Below are 2739 nucleotides of genomic sequence, written 5' to 3' on the forward strand. Positions count from 1 at the left end.
CCCCCCCCCCCCGCGCGCGCGCCCCCCCCGGGGGGGGCCGCCGGGCCGGGGTAACGCGGCGGCGGGCGGACAGGCGCGGCTAGCTGTGGTGCATCTTCCGGTCGAGCCAGCCGAGCAGTTCGGCCATCCCCGCGCGGAAGCCCCGGGTGCCCGGCCGGTTGAGGAATCCGTGGCGAGTACGGGCGACGATGCGATGATCGGCCTCGACCCCGGCCTCGGTGAGTTCCCCGGCGAAGGCGGTACTCGACGCGCTCAGCGTGTCGTGCGCGGCATCGAGCAACAGGACCGGCGGCAGTCCGGCGAGTTTGCCGCCCCCGGGAAATACCTCCGGATCCTCGAGGAGCTGCTGGGAGCCCACATAGTTGAGGTTCATCCGGCGGATCACCTGCGGCGTGAAGGTGCCGATCCGATGGCGGCCCCGCACCCGGGCGCGCACCGAATCCGGTAGCGGCGGTAGTTCGGCGTGCAGGGTGGCGTAGGCGAGCAGCAGACCGGCCGGTACCTGCGCGGTCCGGTCGCGCAACCGGAGCGCGGCCGAGGCGGCGAGGCAGGCCCCGGCGCTGGCGCCGCCCACGACGATCCGCGGCTGCTCCGCCATGAGGTCGGTGGCCGCGGCCAGGACATCGTCCAGCGGTGCCGGGTAGCGGTTGTCGGAGGGGCGCAACTGCGGCGGGCCCCACACCCGGAACCTGGGGACAAGGGCGTAGTCGACGGTGCGGACCCGGCGGCCGGTCGCCGCCACCCGCAGCGCCACCATATGGGATTCGGGCTGGTCCAGGCCGCCGGAAACGAACGCACCACCGTGGATCCACAGCAGCGGCTGCGCCGCCGGATCGGGAACCGCGGGCAGATACTCCCGGATCGGTACCGGACCGCGGGCTCCGTCGACAGTCCGATCGTGGACCTGTGCGGCGTTCATCAGCACTCCTTGTCTGCGGCGTTCCTGTTCGTTCCAGGCGACGCTTCGCCCGTCCGGCAACCCGGCTGTGCGTGCTCGGGCGGAGGCAGCCGGCGCCGCCCCCGCCCGGGTACCCGGGCCCTTCGCCCCGAACCGATCCAGGTCGTCGTTGTCCGGTCATCCGTCGTCGGCGTGTTCAGCAGTTCGTGAGGGCGTGGTCGACCGGACGGCGGTCCCGCGATCGTATCGCCTGGTCACCTGTCGGCCGGCCCCCGCCAGACGTGTGGACTCCCGGGTCCGGATCAACCGAGATCCGATCCGGCTCGCCGGTGCGCAGCAGACCCACCCGGTGAGCGAGGTGCGCGCCGGTGTGCGAACTCACAGCCGGGAACGGAACCACGGGCCGCCGTCACCTGTTGCACGGGGGCGTGACTTCTACCGCCACCGCCACCGCCACCGCCACCGGCACGGCTACGAGCCCGGCCCCTGCCCGTACCAGCTGGCATATCCCGGCGATGCTCGCGCTGGCGCTGGGCGGGTTCGGCATCGGGACCACGGAGTTCGTCACGATGGGGCTGCTGCCCGATATCGCCGGCGCGTTCACGGTATCCGAGCCCACCGCCGGGCACGCCGTCTCCGCCTACGCCCTCGGGGTGGTGGTCGGTGCGCCGGTGATCGCGGCGGCGTGCGCCTCGGTCGCGCGGAAACGCCTGCTGATCGTGCTCATGGTCGCGTTCACCGCCGGCAATCTGGCCTCGGCGTTCGCACCGAACTTCGTCACGCTGGTGGGGGCACGATTCGTGGCCGGCCTGCCGCACGGTGCCTACTTCGGTGTCGCCTCGCTGGCCGCCGCGACACTGGCGCCGCCGCGGCAGCGGGCCAAGGCGGTGGCGGCCGTGATGCTCGGGCTCAGTATCGCCAATGTTCTCGGTGTTCCGGCCGCGACCTGGCTCGGCCAGCACCTCGGCTGGCGCAGCGCCTTCGTCCTGGTCGGGGTGATCGGCGCGGTGACGGTCGCGGCCCTGTGGCGATTCGTACCGCCGCTCACCGGGATCGCCCTCACCAATCCGCTCACCGAACTGGGCGCCCTGCGCCGTCCGCAGGTACTGCTCACCCTGGCGGTGGGAGCGATCGGGTTCGGCGGCATGTTCGCGGTCTACACCTATGTGAGCACCACACTCACCGATGTGGCCGGACTGCGGGCCGGGCTGGTGCCGGTGGTTCTGATGCTCTTCGGTGTCGGCATGGTGCTGGGCAATATCGTCGGCGGTATCCTCGCCGACCGCGGTGTGGACCGGTCGGTGTTCCTCGCCATGGGCGCCATGATGGTGATCCTGACCGTTTTCGTGGCCGCCGCCCATCACCCGGTCACCGCCGGTATCGGCGCCCTGCTGGTCGGCGCGTCCGGGGCGGCCCTCGCTCCCGGGTTGCAGACCCGTCTCATGGATGTGGCCGCCGATGCACAGACCCTGGCCGCGGCGCTCAACCACGCCGCCCTCAATATCGCCAACGCGGCGGGCGCCTGGCTCGGCGGACTGGTGATCGCCGCCGGCTACGGCTACACGGCGCCGGCGGTGGTCGGCGCCGGCCTCGCCCTGCTCGGCGTGCTGCTCTTCACCGTGACGGTCTGGGCCGCCCGGCGCGCCCCGGCGGCCTGACTCTCGACCCGGCAGGCGATCTCCCAGCCGGCGAAGCCGTGTCCGTCGCCCGTTCCTGATTGCCGGCCCCGGCCCCCCCCCAAACCAAAGCCCCCCCCCCGGGGGGCTACGTTTAATAGAGGGGCGCGGGCGTGTAGTGGAAAAATTGGTGCTTGGGGGTAAGTCCCCGCCCCGGCCCCCGAC

2 protein-coding genes are annotated in these 2739 nt (G+C 72.5%); one reads left to right on the forward strand and one right to left on the reverse strand.

What is annotated here, in order from left to right:
* Window positions 1–79 precede the first annotated feature (79 nt).
* Complete coding sequence (locus QH276_RS12380) at window positions 80–919, reverse strand: alpha/beta hydrolase (protein ID WP_280396881.1); 840 nt, start codon at window positions 917–919, stop codon at window positions 80–82.
* A gap of 494 nt (window positions 920–1413) precedes the next feature.
* Between QH276_RS12380 and QH276_RS12385 the strand changes: the two genes are divergently transcribed.
* Entirely contained in the window at window positions 1414–2556 is a 1143-nt protein-coding gene (locus QH276_RS12385; protein ID WP_280396907.1) for an MFS transporter, read from the forward strand.
* Window positions 2557–2739 lie beyond the last annotated feature (183 nt).

The sequence above is a fragment of the Nocardia carnea genome (assembly GCF_029869215.1).
Classification (GTDB): domain Bacteria; phylum Actinomycetota; class Actinomycetes; order Mycobacteriales; family Mycobacteriaceae; genus Nocardia; species Nocardia carnea_B.